The following is a 15,392-nucleotide window of genomic DNA, read 5'->3' on the forward strand; positions in this document are numbered from 1 at the left end:
CCGTGACAGCATATAGGTGTTACAGCCGAGTGTCTAAGCGAGTGGTGATTAACTTACATCACTGGAGGAATGTTTTCCGCTAAGTTCCACGTAAACTTCGGCAAAGCTGGATCCCAGGGTGCCATTCAGTTATCCAGCCACGCGAGATCGCCATAGGCATCGAGATGAGCCACCTCTCCGACCGGCTTGCGGGTGGTGGGACCGTAGCGCCCCCGGGGCCAACCGAGCGGCACGATGCAACACGGCGTGACCTCGTGCGGCAGGCGCAGGACGCGCCGCACGGCGCGCTGATTCCACAGCGGAAGCGTGATCAGCGATGCGCCCAAGCCCATGGCGCGGGCAGCCAGCAGCAGGTTCTGAACGCTGGGATAGATGGACCCCCAGTAGGCGGATTCGGCGATATGCGGCATGCGCACCACCGGCAACCGGCCCTCCCGCGCACCCAGGCGCAGGCAGGCCACCACGAGCACCGGAAGTTCGGCGAAATGGTCGATCTGCCACTCCATCGCCCGCGCGATACCGGCGATAGCTTCGTCGGTCTTGATTTTTCTCCGCAACACCACGCCGCGCTGAATTTTCCAAGCCTGCCGATAACGTTTGGCCAATTCTTCTTTGACGCGGCGATCCTTCACAACGATGAATTCCCAGTTCTGCCCGTCATTACCAGTCGGCGCACGCAGCGCCAACTCGATGCACTTGAGCACCACCGTGTCGTCGACCGGGTCGGAGTACACCCGCCGGATCGCGCGCTGGGTCATCATGGCCTCGGCCAGCGGCATCTCCAACCGGGACAACGCCTCGGCCGTGGTCGGCACGTGACTGTAAGTGAACTCGGATTCAGGCATTCTTTCCCAGCCAGGTCGTGGTGAACCATTGAATTTCCGGAATTCCTTGCGAGAATTCCCGGGCAAGGAAGCTCTCGATCGGGCCACCCACCAATGGCACCTTGAACCGGATCGTGCCATTGAGCGCCAGCTTCGATCCGGCGCCGTCACGTTCGAGCACCGCGATGCCGCTCCCCGACCCCGGGGCACCGGTCACCGCGACCGCGATCTCACCGTTGACCCGTCCGTCGCCGGCCGGCGTCCACACCTCGGTGGTGACGATGTTGAGGTCGCCGCGGTACACCTTGGCCAACATGCCGGGCAATGCGCCGTGGCGCAGGTCCTCGGTCACAGCGACCCGAATGCGGCCATCGGCATCGACATCCAGGGAGTCGAGGGTCTTGCTTCCGCCGAAGGCCTCCAGCCGGGCCTGCCAGTAGGACCGGTCACCGAAGGCACGGTGGACCTCTTCGACCGAGGCAGGTGAGGAGAATGTCACCTCAAAGGAACGAGGCATTACCGCTGACCTCTCACTTGCCGAACAACCGGCTCACCAGGCCCGCGGCGAACTTGCGGACCCGGTCGAGCTGCTCGGGCTGAACGTTGGTGGGTGGCAGGCGCAGGCCCAGGTAGCGCTCCCGGTAGCGGCCGCTGCCCAGGTAACTGGTCAGCGCAAGCATCGAGCGCAGCGGGTCGCCGGGGTAGCTGAGGTGAATCTCGTCCTGGTAGCGACCACCGCACCCCTCGGCGAGCCGACAGACCTCAGCGTAGTTCTCCTGCCAGAACTCGCGGCACACGGTGAACACCACAAACGGCTTGCCGTCCAGAAGCTTTCGGGCCTCATCGGTCTGGAGAAACGACCTGATCGGCATGGCGGGCGCCTTCCACCAGGTCGGCGAGCCGATGCAGATCAAGTCGTACTCACCATCGCGCACCGCGTCGGGCGTGCGGATCTCCCCCGTCTCGCCCCGCTGCTGCGCCTTGAGCACGCTGAGCATGTCCGGCCAGACCCGCCGCAGCGGGAACTGCGCGAAACGCTGCGAGTAGCGCGGGTCGGTGAACTCGATACCGGCCTTGACTACCTCGCAGCCACGCTGCGCGAACACCTCCCCGGCGGCCTCGAGCACCTTCAGCGACTGCCCGGAGAAGCTGTAGTACAACAACAGGATCCGCGGCGCTCGTCCGTTGCGATCGCTGGCCTCAATCGCCATCTGTTCCTCCTGTTTCATGCGGCGGTCCCAGCTTCGGCTCTCCTACGTCGAGCCTCGCTGAACCGCCGGGTCCGACCGTGCGGTGCATCGACTGCCCGTTCAGCGTATTAGGCTCGCCGACGTGGCAGACAAGATCCCCGTCGACCTGCACGGCGCCGCGGCAACCATGCTGACGACGCTCTACCTCAAGGCACTTGACGCCGATTTCGACCAGCCGGTGCTGGGCGATCGGTACGCCAGAGAGGCGGTCGACCGTATCGACTTCGACTGGGACGCACTCAAGGCTCCCGGCCGCTGGGCGCCCTTGGTGACGGTACGCACCGCCCAGTACGACATCTGGGCGCGTCAGTTCTTGGCCGCCCACCCGAACGCGACCGTCATTCACCTCGGCTGCGGATTGGACGCCCGCGTCTTCCGGATCGATCCCGGCCCCGAAGTCGCCTGGTACGACGTGGATCAGCCGCCGGTGATCGCGCTGCGCAAGCAGGTGTACCCCGACCGCCCGGGTTACCACCTGGTGGCGACGTTGGCGACCGACCCGTCGTGGCTGGACGAGATTCCCACCGACCGCCCGGTCCTGCTGTTGGCCGAGGGCATCAGCATGTACCTGTCCGAAGACGATGGTGTGGCATTGCTGCAGAGCATCGTCGAGAAGTTCCCGGCGGGCGAACTGCAGATCGACTTCTACAACTGGTTCGGCATCAAGACCCAGAAGACCCACCGGTTGCAGCGTCAGTCCGGCGCAACGCTGCATTGGGCGGTCAACGATCCCTCCGACATTCTGGAGAAGGTCACCGGCATTCGGTTGCTGGCGGCCGCCAATCTCTTCGACGCCGAGACCTTCAGTCGGGTCCCGGCCGGGTTCCGGCGATCCAGTCGGCTGGCCCGGGCGGTGCGGCCGCTGCGCGAAATGCTGCAGTACCACCGCTACGCCTTCGGCCCGGTCAGCTGACGCCGGCGGCGTGCCGATCGGCGATATCGCACAGCAGCGCGCGAATCGTCTCCACCGAGCGCTCCGGCGCCGGTCCGTGGGAGTGGTACTCGATGTTGAGCTGCCCGGAGAAGATCTGGGTGAAGTAGATGTCGATGCCCGCGCTCACGGCGAAGTACAGCTCGCCATGTGTTGTGGTCACCTCGACACCCGGCGGCGTCCGCACCGGCGGAACCAGACCGTTGTTGCTCAGCACCACGACGTCGGGCAGTCCTGGCGGGTTTCCGACGTATTGCGGGCTGAAGTGCAACCGGGACTGCTGGATGACACCTTCGTCGAGGTCCTTCTGGAAGTTCGCGGCGATGTCCCGAGCGATCTCGACCAGGTCGGTCTTGGCATCAACCTCGGCCAGGTAGGTGGCCAGCCCGATCGGGTTGGTGCATCCGGTGGCCGAAACGGGCGGTGACAGAAAGTATCTCAAGTCGACGGTGTAGACGTAGGGCACCGGGATACTCAGCTTGCCGCGCAGCTGCCATTCGGCCATCAGCACCGCTGCCGAGAGCACCGCGTGCAGGCTCAGGTCGTGGGCCCGGCCGAACGCGACCACGTTGTCGGTCTGGCTTTCGGTCAACCGGGTCGACGCCATCGGCACCAGCATCGGCGATTCCGGCGTCTCCTGCCCGACGGCCCGCCGGGTCGGCGGCAGGTCGTAGGCGAACAGCGCCGGCATGAACCGCTCGATCCCGGAGCGCTGCTGCTTCTCGATCCCCCGATCGGCCAGCACCGCCTCAATGGACAGCGGAGCGGGCTCAACGTTGATCGCACCGATCCGGCCGGTGGTGACCAGGTCGGTGTAGAAGGACAGCATCTCCTCGATCAGCGCATACATGTGGTGACCGTCGGCCACGGCATGGTGCACATACAGGGTCGGCTGAGCCTGCCCGTCGCGGATGATCACCCGCATCGCCACCAACGACTCCGCCTGGTCGAAGCGCGGAGCAGGCGGCTGCGCGTCGGGCCCGTCGAGTTCGATCACCTCGATGCCGTCGGGCATCAGATCGTCGGTGACGAACTGATGCCGCCCGTCGGGCAGTCGCTCCAGCCGGCCGGTGAGGATCGGATGCGCCTCCAGCAGCGCCTCGTAGGCCTCCGAGAGCAGGTCGATGTCGACCGGACCGGTGACGTGCGCGGCCAAACCCACGAAATTGTGGGTCTCGGCCAGCATCTCCTCACTGATCGCCAGCTTCCGAATGACCGACGTGGCAAACACTTTCGGCTCTCTCCTAAATCAACGGACTACGACAGCTCGACCAAGGTCATTTCGTCCTCGCCCTGCGAGGCCATGTCCTCTTCGGCGAGGGCCGCGCGGACCAGATCCATCACCGCCGCGGAGAACCCGTCGGCTATCGCGCGCACCACAGACTCCTCGATCCGGCGGCTGTCATGCCACCAATCCAGGTACAGCACACCGCCGGTGCGGTAGACCCGCAGCTCCAGTGCATGCCCCAGCCCCGGGATCGCCTCGCGCACCGGCATCGCGGTATCGGGGTCGAACTGCACCGGAGAATCGCCGAGCGCCGGCGGCTCGGGAATCGCCCCGACGTAGGAGAAGTGCACATCAGCGGGAGCGACCGCGCCGAACAGGCGCGCGGTCGGTGCGTACAGGTAACGCAGCAGGCCGTAGCCGATCCCGTAATGCGGCACGCCGTCCAATGTTTCGTGGATCGAGTCCAACAGCTGCCGGGCGCTTTGCTGGCCGTCGGCGGAGCAGCCCAGCGCGACCGGGTAGAGCGTGGTGAACCAGCCCACGGTACGGCGCAGGTCGACCTCCGGCTTGAGCACCGAACGGCCCGCTCCCCCCATCTCGACGGCCAGAGTGCCCTCGCCGACCACCGATGCCACCGCCCGGCTCAGCCCGGCCAGCAGGATCTCGTTGATCGGCAGCCGCAGCCGCCGACGGGCATCGTCGATCTCGCTGGTGTCGGCGGCGGGCAACGTCGTGGTGAGCTTGGACAGATCGGCCGCAGCAGGAGGCTCGGCGGCATCTGCGGCCAGCCGCAGCGTCGCCGATTTCGTTGTCTTCAGCCAGTATTCGCGGCTTTCCAGCACCGCCGGGTGGGTCGCAAGCCCGGCGCAACGCTGCGACCACTCGGTCCATCCGGCCCCGACCGGCTGCAGCTCGATGTCGTTGCCGCCCAGCTGCTGGCCGAACGCGGTGAAGATGTCGGTGACCAGGATGTCGCGGGAGGCCTCGTCGCCGACCCCTGCATGCAGACTCAGCGCCAGGTAGCACAGGTCCCCCGCCGCGCCGCGGATGTAGAGCGCCGTCAGCGGTGGGCTGGACAGATCCTGGTCACGGATGTGCTCGGTCAGCAACGTGCGCACCGCGTCATGTTCGGCGGTCAGCCCCTCGGGCAGCGAGTGGGTGCTGATCTCCCCGAACTCGCCGGGTTCGGCGATCCGCTGCTCCCAGGTACCGGCCCGCTCGGTGATGCGCACCCGCAGCGCTTCGTGGTGATTGACCACCGCGGTCAGCACGGCGGCGACGTCGTCGACCGAGACGTCGGGCCGCAGCCGCAGGATCAACGGGATGCGCCAGCGACCGTGTTCGCGGACGCCGTTCTCCAGGAAGTAGGTGATGTTCGGCGGAATCGGCGGGTGCTCGACCTCACCGAGCGACTGGCGGCCCAGCCCGCCGGCGGCGTAGCGGGCGGTCAGCGCCTTGGCCAGGGCCGCGACGGTCGGGTTGTCGTAGAGGTCCTGCGGAGTGAGGTCCAGGCCCTCGTGCGAGGCGGCCATGGCGACGCTGATCGCCACCAGTGAGTCGCCGCCGACGTCGAAGAAGTTGGCGGTGCGGTCCACCGAGCCGACCCCCAGGCAGACCGCCCAGATCCGTTGCAGCGTCGCTTCCATGGACTCGCCGCCGCCGGCCGCCTGTCCGTTGCGCTGCCCGTCCGCTGCACCGCCGCCACCGGTGCCCGAGCCGGACACCCAGGTAGCACCGGCATTGTGCTCAAGCCAATGCCGTTGGCGTTCAAAGGGGTAGCCGGGGACAGTGACGCGCTTGGGCTGGTAGTCGCCGCGGAGCGCAGACCAGTCCACTTCGACGCCGGCCGCCCACAGTTGGCCGAGCGCCAGCAGGAAGGTGTCGCGGTCGTCGCGGTTCTGGGCGTGGTGGCGCATCAGTCGGACGGCCCGATGTCCACTGGCGAACTTGGGGTTGCGGGCCGCCGACGCGGTCAGCGTGGCGCCCGGCCCGACCTCGACCAGGACCCGGTGCGGGTCGGCCAGCACGGTGTCGATCTCGTCGGCGAAACGTACAGTGGCCCGCACACTGCGCGCCCACGTCGCCGGGTTGGTCGCCTCGCTGGGCGCCAGCCAGGTGCCGGTCAGATTCGACAGCAGTGGGATCTGCGGTTCGTTGAGCGTCTGCCGAGACAAAAATGCGGTGAACTCCGAGATCATCGAGTCCATCAGGCGGGAGTGGAACGCATGCGAGGTCCGCACCCGGCGCGCGTTGATGCCGGCCTGCTTGAGCGCATCGGAGAACTCGCGGATGTCGGCTTCGGTCCCGGCGACCACGCAGCCGTCCGGGTCGTTGACCGCGGCCAGGTCCACATCACCGGTCAGGTAAGCAGCGACCGCGTCGGCACTGATCGGGACGGCCACCATGACGCCGCGTGGCGCGGCATGCATCAGCCGGGCGCGCATCGCCACCACCGTGATCGCGGTGTCGAGGTCGAAGACGCCGGCGACGGTGGCCGCGGCGTATTCGCCGATGCTGTGACCGACCAGCGCCGCCGGACGCACGCCGTAGCTCTCGACCAGCTTCGCCAGTGCGTATTCCACGGTGAACAGGGCCGGCTGGGTGCGGTCTGTGCGCTCGAGGTCACGCGAGGTGCCCTCGAAGATCATCGCGCGCAGGTCGTAGCCCAACTCCGCCTCGAAACCGGCGACGCAGCGGTCGAAGTACTCGGCGAACACCGGCTCGCTGTCATAGAGCCCGCGGGCCATCCCGATGTGCTGAGCGCCCTGGCCCGGGAACAGGAACACCACCCGGTCGGCGGCGTCCTCGCCCACGTCATTCAGGTCGATGCCCTCGCCGATGAAGACGTTCTCGCTCTCCTCGGCGCCCAACACTGCCGCTGCGTCCGCGCGATCGGCGACGACCGCGGCCAGCCGCAGGTTGTGCGGGTGCCGGTTGGCCAGTGTGTAGGCGACGTCGGGGAGGCTGGGCGCCTCGGCGTCGCCTCCGCCGGCGAGCTCAGCAGCCAGATCGAGGCGGCCCTGCGCCAGCGCCTCGGCCGTGCGTGCCGACAGCAGCAGCACCTCGGGGCCGGGTTTGGGCGTCGCCGCCACAGCGTCTTCCTCGGGCCATTCCTCGACGATGACGTGGGCGTTGGTGCCGCCGACGCCGAACGAGCTGACCCCGGCGCGGCGGATGCCGTCGGCTTCCCACGGCCCGTACTCGCCGCGGATGCGGAACGGCCCGTCCTCGAGGTGCAACTCGGGGTTCGGGCTGGTGTAGTGCAGCGTGCCGGGAATCGCCCGGTGCTTGAGGCACAGGATGGTCTTGATCAGGCTGGCAATACCGGCCGCCGACTCCAGGTGCCCGATGTTGGACTTGACCGAGCCCACATAGCAGGGGCCGGAACGCTGTTCGTCGGAGACGGCGAAAGCCTGTCGCAGGCCTTCGATCTCGATGGGGTCACCCAGCGGGGTGGCGGTGCCGTGCGACTCGATGTAGCTGATGGTGGACGCATCGACCTCGGCGACCGCGTGGGCCTCGGCGATCACGTCGGCCTGGCCGGCAGCGGTGGGCGCGGCGTAGGTCATCTTGGTGCCGCCGTCGTTGTTCAGCGCCGAACCCCGGATCACCGCATGGATCTGGTCACCGTCATCGACGGCCGCCTCCAGCGACTTGAGCACCACGACACCGACACCGCTGGAGAAGATGGTGCCGTCGGCGCGCACGTCGAAGGGCCGGCAGTGCCCGCTCGCCGAGACCATCGAGCCGGGCTCGTGCCAGTATCCGACGTGATGCGGTACCCGCAGGGACGCCCCACCGGCCAGCGCCATGTCGCATTCCCCGTTGAGGATGCTCTGGCAGGCCAGGTGCAGTGCGACCAACGCCGACGAGCAGGCCGTCTGCACCGACAGCGCCGGGCCGTGCAGGTCGAGCTGGTGGGCCACCCGGGTGGCCAGATAGTCCTTGTCGTTCTGCAACGACAGGTTGACCATCTCGAAGCTGACGCCCTGCCCGATGATCAGGTTCGGGTCGTAGTGCGACATCAGGTTGTGCAGCAGGTAGCCACTGGTGGTGCTGGTGCCGTAGACGCCGACCGATCCCTCGATCTCGCCGGGCCGGTATCCGGCGTCCTCCAACGCGTGCCAGGCGGTCTGCAGGAACAGCCGGTGCTGCGGGTCCATGGTCCGAGCAGCCAGCGGGGTGAAGCCGAAGAAGCTTGCATCGAACTCGTCGATGCCCTCCAGCAATGCAGCGCGCCGCACATAGTTGTGGTTCGCCAGCGCCTGGTCGCTCACACCACTGGCACGCAGCTCGTCTTCGGACAGCGTGACGATGGATTCGACGCCGTTGCGCAGGTTGTTCCAGAATCCGGTAAGCGTGCGGGCGCCCGGAAAGCGCCCCGCCATGCCGACGACCGCGATCGCGTTAGGCGGCACTTCATTGTTGGTCACGAACGATCTCCTACTTTTCGCCGTGCCGCGGCCCGCTGACGTGCCGCGGCACGCTGCTGGGCTCGGCTCCGAACACCGCCGACGTCGCCCGCGCCGTCCGCCCCCTCCAGTCCGGCGAGGCCGAGTTGGCGGGCCAGGTCGGCGGCCAGGTCGGTCAGTGAGGCACCCTGCAGCAGCAGTGCCACCGGGGGCTCCGCGCCGAAGTCGCCCCGAACGGTGTTGCGGATGCGCACCGCCATCAGTGAGTCCATACCCAGCTCGGTCAACGGCCGAGCCGGGTCGATGACGCTGCCCTTGGGGTAGCCCATGATGGCCATGATCCGCGAACCCAACCGTGCGACAACGGCTTTGGTGGCTTCGGCGGCGCTGAGCTGCTTCAGTCCTTCTGGACCGGGCCAGTCGTCGTCCTCGTCGTCGAGGTCGAGCTCTTCGGCCAGCGTCGCGAAGTACCCCAGCTGCTGCAGTTCGGGGAAGGCCGCGGCCACCCGGTCCAGGCGCAGTCGCGCGACGCCGACCCGGGAAAGGTCACCGCTGAGGATGGCCTCCAGCGCCTCCATGCCTTCATCGGGGTTGATCGGGTCCAGCGCACTGAACTTGAGCTCCTGGGCGACACCGACACCCGACCATTGGCCCCAGTTGATGGTGATGGCCGGCAGTCCGGCCGCCCGCCGCCACGCGACCAGGCCGTCCAGCCAGGCACTGGCCGCGGCGTAGGACGCCTGACCGGGTGCCCCCAGCAGCGACGAGGTCGAAGAGAAGCCGACCCACCAGTCCAGCTCTTTGCCGACGGTTGCGACGTGCAGTCGCAGCGCCGCCGCCGCCTTGGGCGCCCACACCCGGCCCAGGGTCTCTTTGTCGATGCCGACCACGATCTGGTCATCGATGACCGCGGCGCCGTGGATGACACCGCGCAGCGTCAAGCCGGTCTGTTCCGCGGCGGCCACCAGGCTTTCGGCCACACCGGGTGTAGCGAGATCACCCGAGACGACCGCGATCTGGGCTCGAGCCTCGAGCTCGGCCAGCACAGCGCGCTGCTCCTGCGACGGCTGTGACCGGCTGTTGAGCACGATCCGCGCGGCACCGTGCTCGATCAGCCACCGGGCGACGACCAGCCCGATACCGCCCAGGCCGCCGGTCAGCACATAGGCGCCGTCGGATCGCACGGCCGGGGCGCCGGTGGGGGTCAGGGTCGCGCGCTTGAGCCGTTCTGCGTAGCGGTTCTCCCCGCGCCAGGCGACGACGTCGTCGGTGCTCGCCAGCCCCAACTCGGCGATCAAGGCCGCCGCCGGGTCTGCCGAAGCGTCCAGGTCGACCACGCCGGTGCGCAGGTCCGGGTGCTCGTAGGCCAGCACCCGCACCAGCCCCTTGAGGGCGCTGATCGACGGGTCGCCCGCTTCGTCCCCCACCGTCAGGCCGTTGCGGCCCACCAGCCACAGCCGCGGCGCGGTGCCGTGCCAGCCGCCGACGATGGTGCGCACCGTGGAGGCCACCGACCAGGCCAGGTCGCGACCGCGGGCCGGCGCGTCACCGGTCTCGGTCCCGTCGAAGGCACTGCGGGCGGCCAACACGATCACCCCGACCGGGGGCCGGTCCGGGTCGTCGGCGGTCTGCGCGAACGCCTCCCGCACCGCGGGTTCGCTGGTCAGGTCCGCGGTGATCACCCGGCGGTTGTCCGAGCCGAAGCGGGCGGCGAAATCGGCTGCCAGCGACTCGGTTTCGCCAGGCTCGGTCAGCACCAGCCAGCTGCCGTCGGCGGCCGCCGGAGGCTGCGCGGGAGCGGCAGCGTCGACCCACTCGGTGTCGAAGATCTTCTGCGTCAACGGCAGCGGCACGGTACGGCGCTGCACCCGCTGCAGATAGATCCCGGACAGTTCGGCGGTGACCGTGCCGGCGTCGTCGGTCAGGGTGACCCGGCCCAGGATTCCGCCGTCGTCGTGGCTGACCAGTTCGGCGTGCCCGCGGGCCCGGCGGCCGACGTCGCCGAAGATCCGGATGTTCTCGACCGCGACCGGCAGATAGGTTGCCTCTTCCATCCCGGCCGAGCCCATCAACGACTCGTCGGGCAGCGCCGCGGCCAGGCACTGCAGGGCGGCGTCGAGCATCACCGGGTGGATGCGGTAGCCGCGGTGCGCGGTCGCCTCGTCGGGCAGCACGATCTCGGCCTCCGAGGCGCCGCCGGGCTTGCGGACGATACGGGTCAGAGCGGCGAACGCCGGCCCGTGCTGCAGACCGGTGCGGCGCAATGCGGTGTACAGGTCCGCCGGTGACAGCGCGGTTCCGCCGCCTGTGGGGGCCGGGCGTTGCGCCGCGGCAGCGGGCTGTGCCGCGGCCGCACGGGCCACCGCATGCCGGGACCAATTGCCGCCGGCCGGGCGGGAATGGATCTCGATGCGCAGTTCATCGGATCCGTCCGCGTCGTGCAGCAGCCGGGTGGTGACCTCGGTGCGTTCGTCGACGCGCAGCATCTGCTCGACCTCGACCCGGTCCACAGCAACAGCCGAGGGCGGCAGCCCCAACGCCTCGCCGGCCGCGGCCAACGCCATCTCGGCGAAGCCGGTGGCGGGCATCACGACCTGGCCGTGCACCTTGTGGTGGGCCATCCACGCGACGAGGTCGGTGCCCACGTCGGCCTGCCAGACGTGGCCGTGACCCGACGGCAGCTCGACGTGGATACCCAGCAGCGGATGCGCGTCGGCGCTGTGGCGGTTCGCGGCGACCGGGGCAGCCCAGTACCGGACGTGCTGCCACGGCCGTGGCGGCAGGTCGGCGCGGCCGATCCCACCGTCGGGTTGCGGCGCCTCCGCCGACGGCGGCGCCACGGTAGCCAGATTGGTGTGGAAGCTCAGCGCTTCGGCCTGGTCGCGCAGCAGGGTGCCGGTCACCACGCTGTCACCGGCGGGCCGCGCGGTTTCCAGGTTGCCGTTGATGGCGTGACTGAGCAGCGGATGCGGGCTGACCTCGATGAAGGTCGCGTGCCCGGCGGCGGCCGCGGTCACGGCTTGGGCGAACCGCACCGGGTTGCGCAGGTTGTGTACCCAGTAGTCCGCGTCGAATGCCGACGGTGTCTGGCCGACAGTGCTGATCAGCGGGATCTTCGGCGCCGACGGCTGCAGCCCGGCGAGCGCGGTCCGCAGTTCGCCCAGGATCGGGTCGACGGTCGGGTGATGCGAGGCCACGTCCACCTCGACGCGGCGGGCCAGCTTGCCCTGGGCGTCGACGATCGCGACCACGGCATCGACCTGGTCGGGCGGGCCCGCGATCACGGTCTGCTGCGGTGCCGCGTACACCGCCACGGTGATGTCGGGGTGCTCGGCGACCAGCTTCTCGGCGGCGTCGGCATCCAGTTCCAGCAGTGCCATCGCGCCTTGGCCGCTCAGTCGGGCCATCAGCTTGGACCGGGTGGCGATCACCTTCAGGCCGTCCGCGGGGCTCAGCGCGCCGGCGACCACGGCCGCGGCCACCTCCCCCATCGAGTGCCCGATCACTGCGTCCGGCTCGACGCCGTGGGATCGCCACAGCGCGGTCAATGCCAGCTGCATGCCCACCAGCACCGGCTGGATGCGGTCGATGCCGACCACCGGCTCGCCGGATTCGAGGACCTGACGCAGCGAGAACCCGACCTGCGCAACGAAATCGGGCTCCAGTTCGTCGACGGCGGCGGCGAACGCCGGCTCATCGACCAGCAGTTGGCGGCCCATGCCGGCCCACTGGGAGCCCTGGCCCGAGTACAGGAAGACGGTTCCTTTGCCACGCAACGCGGCGCGTGTGCCGACCACGCCGGGGGCCGGGTAACCGCCGGCGACCGCCCGCAGCCCGGTCAACGCCTGCTCGGTGTCGCGTGCGCAGACGGTGGCGAACTTGGCGTAGCGGCTGCGGTGGTGGTTGAGGGTGTGCGCGATGTCGGTCAGCGGCACAGCGGCGCCCGGCCCGGCGATCCAGTCGGCCAGGGTGGCAGCCCAATCCGCCACTCGCTGCTCGGTTTTGCCCGAGATCACCAGGGTGGCGACCGGCTCGGCCGACGCCGGCGCGGGAACCGGGTCAGGACCCTGTTCGAGCACCACGTGCGCGTTGGTTCCGCCCAGCCCGAACGACGACACCGCGGCACGCCGCGGTCCCTCGGCCGCCGGCCACGGCGTCACCTCGGTGGGGACGAACAGCCGCGTCGGGGACGGGTCGATCGCCGGGTTCCACTTGGAGAAGTGCAGATTCGGCGGGATCTTTCCGCGTTGCACAGACAACGCGGCCTTGATGAAGCCGGCGATCCCGGCTGCCGCCTCAAGGTGGCCGATACTGGTCTTGACCGCGCCCAGCGCACACTTGTCAGCGCCGCGCCCGTAGACGTCGGCGAGCGCCTCGAATTCGATCGGGTCACCCAAAGCTGTTCCGGTGCCGTGAGTTTCGATCAGGTTCACCGAATTCGCGGCGACGTCGGCGCTGCGCAGCGCCCGGCTGATCGCGTCGATCTGGGCAATGGTGTTCGGGGCGGTGAGCCCGTTGGACTTGCCGTCGGAATTGATCGCCGAACCGCGCACCACCGCCAGCACCCGGTCGCCGTCGCGGATGGCGTCGGTGAGGCGCTTGAGCACGACGATCCCGGCGCCCTCGCCGCGCACGAATCCGTCCGCTCCGGCGTCGAAGGTGTGGCAGCGGCCGCGCGGAGACAGCATGCCCCACTTGGCCATGGCGATCTGGGTTTCCGGCCGCAGGATGAGGCTGACGCCGCCGGCCAGGGCCAGGTCGCTTTCGCGCATGCGCAGGCTCTGGCAGGCCATGTGGATGGTGACCAGCGACGACGAGCAGGCCGAGTCCATCGCGACCGCGGGACCGCGCAGACCCAGCAGATAGGCGATCCGGCCGACGGCGACGGCATGAGCGTTGCCGGTGGCCGAGTAGCCGTCGATAGCGTCCGGGTTGGCCGCCGAAATCCCTTGGTATTCGGTGTAATACACACCCATCATCACCGCGGAGCGGATGCCCGTCAGGGTTTCCGGCGACAGTCCGGCGTGTTCGAGGGCCTCCCAGGCGACCTCGAGCATCAGCCGCTGCTGCGGGTCCATGGCCTCGGCTTCGCGCGGCGAGATCCCGAAGAAGTCGGCGTCGAATCCGGCGACGTCGGAGATGAACCCGCCCCACTTCGACGACATCCGGCCCGGGGCCAGCGGGTCCGGGTCGTAGTACTCGTCGGCGTCCCAGCGATCCGAGGGGATCTCGGTGATGGCGTCGCGGCCTGTCTCCAACAGCTCCCAGTAGGCGTCCGGGCCCGAAGCGCCACCCGGGAAGCGGCAGCCGATCCCGACGACCGCGATCGGTTCGGCGGCGGCGATCCGCGACGCCTTGTCGAACTGCTCGGTCAGCGCCCCCCGTTTGTCGGCACCCATCGCCGACATCCTGTTGAAGATCGACGTCGTCGAGATTCCCGTCATCAATAAATACCGCTCTCGCTACCGGTCGAAGCCGACTCGACCTGATCGAACAACTCATCCAGCACGCCGCCGGATGAGCCGAACTCCAAATCATCGTCGTCTTGCCCCGCGGTGCTGTCCGGCTCGGCATAACGCGACGCCAGCAGTCCCACCAGGTGCGTCGTCAACGCTGAGATGCTGGGGTGATTCCACAGCATTGACGCCGACAAATCCACCCCCACCAACTGTTGTGTCTCTTTCAGAACCGTCATCGCGATCATGGAATCGAGCCCCATCTCCGGGAAGGGCTGATCCACATCGACCGCTGACGCAGATGTCCGAAGCTCGCGGGCCAGGATAGCTTGCAGCCGGACCACCAGCTCCTCGCGCCGCTGATCGGCGGGGATGGTCGCCCAGTCCGGCGCGCCTGCCGCCGACGCGCCGGTGCTTGCCTGCTCACCAGTGCCAGCGGCCCCGAGCGTCGCTCCGGCTTCAGAGGCCTCACCGACGAGGTCTTCGAAGAAGGTCAGATCCCGGAACTCCGGCGAGGTGGCGACCGCACGGTCGATGCGCAGTCGTCCCACCCCGATCCGAGCGCCGATCAGCCCGGAGTCCGCACCAAGCACGGCGTCCAGCGCCTCGACGCCTTCGTCGGGGCTGATCGGGTCGAGAACACTCAGCGTCATCGACCGGCCCAGACCCACGTCAGACCACTGACCCCAGTTGATGGCGGTCGCGGGCAGGCCCGAAGCGTGCCGCCACGCCATCAGTGCGTCCAGCCAGGCGTTGGAGGTGGCGTATCCGAGCTGGCCGGGCAGGCCCAGCAGTGCGGCCATCGAGGAGAAGCCCACCCACCAGTCGAGCTGGGAGGCTGCGGTGGCCGCATGCAGCCGGGCGGCGCCGAGGGCCTTGGCCGACCAGACGCCCTCCAGGCTCTCCCGCGTCACCGCCGTCACCAGGCCGTCGCCCAGCACACCGGCGGCGTGCACCACGCCGCGCAGCGGCTTGCCGGTCTCCTGGGCGGCAGCCACCAGACGGTCGGCGACCCCCGGCGAGCTGATGTCGCCGGCGACAAAGACCACTTCGGTGCCGGCGGCCAGCTCGTCGAGGACGGCGCGCTGCTGTTCGGCGGGCTCGCTGCGGCCGTTGAGCACGATTCGCCCCGCGCCGCGGGCCACCAGCCAGCGGGCCACCACGATGCCCAAGCCGCCCAGACCTCCGGTGAGCAGATAGGAGCCGTCGGCGCGGACCTCGGCCCGGGGAGCCTGGGCTGCGTCAGCGGCACCGTCGAGGGTGGCCCGGGTGAGGCGTTCGGTGTAGCGCC

8 protein-coding genes are annotated in these 15,392 nt (G+C 68.9%); 1 reads left to right on the forward strand and 7 read right to left on the reverse strand.

Annotated features, from left to right (window positions below; all coding sequences use genetic code 11):
* Positions 1–125 precede the first annotated feature (125 nt).
* The 3 genes from LI94_RS02085 to LI94_RS02095 are packed head-to-tail and all read right to left on the reverse strand — an operon-like array spanning position 126 to position 2,035.
* On the reverse strand, positions 126–845 hold the full coding sequence (locus LI94_RS02085) for a nitroreductase family protein (protein WP_024440378.1): 720 nt from the start codon (positions 843–845) through the stop codon (positions 126–128).
* Entirely contained in the window at positions 838–1,341 is a 504-nt protein-coding gene (locus LI94_RS02090) for a DUF2505 domain-containing protein (protein WP_046300138.1), read from the reverse strand. The genes LI94_RS02085 and LI94_RS02090 overlap by 8 nt, the downstream gene beginning before the upstream one ends.
* 13 nt (positions 1,342–1,354) lie before the next feature.
* Positions 1,355–2,035 carry a hypothetical protein gene (locus LI94_RS02095; RefSeq protein WP_036456985.1) on the reverse strand — a complete coding sequence of 227 codons (681 nt, stop codon included), beginning with the start codon at positions 2,033–2,035 and terminating at the stop codon, positions 1,355–1,357.
* 121 nt (positions 2,036–2,156) lie between these two features.
* On the opposite strand from LI94_RS02095, the gene LI94_RS02100 reads away from it, so the two are divergent.
* A complete protein-coding gene (locus LI94_RS02100; RefSeq protein WP_024440375.1) occupies positions 2,157–2,987 on the forward strand; it encodes a class I SAM-dependent methyltransferase in 831 nt (276 codons plus the stop codon).
* On the opposite strand, the gene LI94_RS02105 is transcribed toward LI94_RS02100, so the two are convergent.
* The 4 genes from LI94_RS02105 to LI94_RS02120 form a co-directional block, all read right to left on the reverse strand.
* The gene (locus LI94_RS02105) at positions 2,980–4,236 is read right to left on the reverse strand and encodes an acyltransferase (protein WP_024440374.1); all 1,257 of its coding nucleotides are present in this window, start codon (positions 4,234–4,236) and stop codon (positions 2,980–2,982) included. The two genes, LI94_RS02100 and LI94_RS02105, sit on opposite strands and share 8 nt — an antisense overlap.
* 26 nt (positions 4,237–4,262) lie before the next feature.
* Entirely contained in the window at positions 4,263–8,666 is a 4,404-nt protein-coding gene (locus tag LI94_RS02110; protein ID WP_255351874.1) for a type I polyketide synthase, read from the reverse strand.
* The gene (locus LI94_RS02115) at positions 8,663–14,089 is read right to left on the reverse strand and encodes a type I polyketide synthase (protein ID WP_152664729.1); all 5,427 of its coding nucleotides are present in this window, start codon (positions 14,087–14,089) and stop codon (positions 8,663–8,665) included. The genes LI94_RS02110 and LI94_RS02115 overlap by 4 nt, the downstream gene beginning before the upstream one ends.
* A partial coding sequence (locus tag LI94_RS02120) for a beta-ketoacyl reductase (protein WP_046300139.1) occupies positions 14,089–15,392 on the reverse strand: 1,304 nt, incomplete at its 5' end. The genes LI94_RS02115 and LI94_RS02120, both read right to left, overlap by 1 nt.

The sequence above is a fragment of the Mycobacterium sp. UM_Kg27 genome (assembly GCF_000972905.1).
Taxonomy (GTDB): domain Bacteria; phylum Actinomycetota; class Actinomycetes; order Mycobacteriales; family Mycobacteriaceae; genus Mycobacterium.

Coding starts and splice junctions, on each gene's coding strand:
- LI94_RS02115 (WP_152664729.1), bottom strand. CDS start 14,089: ATGACGGGAATCTCGACGACGTCGATCTTCAACAGGATGTCGGCGATG.
- LI94_RS02090 (WP_046300138.1), bottom strand. CDS start 1,341: ATGCCTCGTTCCTTTGAGGTGACATTCTCCTCACCTGCCTCGGTCGAA.
- LI94_RS02085 (WP_024440378.1), bottom strand. CDS start 845: ATGCCTGAATCCGAGTTCACTTACAGTCACGTGCCGACCACGGCCGAG.
- LI94_RS02095 (WP_036456985.1), bottom strand. CDS start 2,035: ATGGCGATTGAGGCCAGCGATCGCAACGGACGAGCGCCGCGGATCCTG.